The 830-nt window shown below is 59.5% G+C and carries 1 pseudogene; it reads left to right on the top strand.

The features are described 5' to 3' along the window. Positions 1–830, top strand: a pseudogene (locus AOA60_RS05610) (RHS repeat protein); the annotation flags it as partial.

Raw genomic sequence — 830 nt, 5'->3', positions numbered from 1 at the left:
CGCAACGATCAGGGCGACGTGACGCGTAGGACCGATCCCGACGGTCACATCACCGACTACAGCTACAACAAATACGGACAACTGATTGGGGTGTGGTACCCGGATCACAGTTGCCAGCGGCTGGTGTGGAATGAACGCGGCCAGTTGCTTGAAGAGCAACTGCCCAATGGTGGCATCCAGCGCTATCGCTACGACGACCTGGGACGCCAGATTGCCCGTGAGGATGAACAAGGCGCGCTGACCCAATACCAGTGGGATGCAGTCGGTAGGCTGACTCGCCTCGTACTGCTCGGCGGTGCGTGCAGGGAATACAGCTACAACCCCTACGGAAAAATCACCGCCGAACGCGATGAACTGGGCCACGTCACCCGCTACGAATACGCCGACGGCCTGCACCTGATCAGCCGCCGCATCAACGCCGACGGCAGCCAGGTCAAGTACCGCTACGACAACGTGCGGTTGCTGCTGACCGAGATTGAAAACGAAGTTGGCGAGACCTATCGGCTGGCTTACCACGCCAACGGTCTGATCCAGCAGGAAATCGGTTTTGATGGCCAGCGCACGGCCTACGTCTACGACCTCAATGGCAACCTGCAGGAAAAAACTGAACACGGCGATGATGGCAGTCAGCTAATGACTCGTTACGAGCGCGACCACGCCGGCCGTCTCGTAAGAAAAACCCTGCCCGACGGCAACAAAATCGATTACGCCTACGACCGCCAAGGCAATCTCCTCAGCGTTGACGACGGCCACTGGGCGCTGGCCTACGAGTATGACGTCCAGAACCGCCTCACCGCCGAACACCAAGGCTGGGGCACCTTGCGCTACGG

The sequence above is a fragment of the Pseudomonas sp. 2822-17 genome, assembly GCF_002742485.1.
In the GTDB taxonomy this organism is placed as follows: Bacteria; Pseudomonadota; Gammaproteobacteria; order Pseudomonadales; family Pseudomonadaceae; genus Aquipseudomonas; species Aquipseudomonas cyclaminis.
This window is presented reverse-complemented; position numbering and strand designations above follow the sequence as displayed.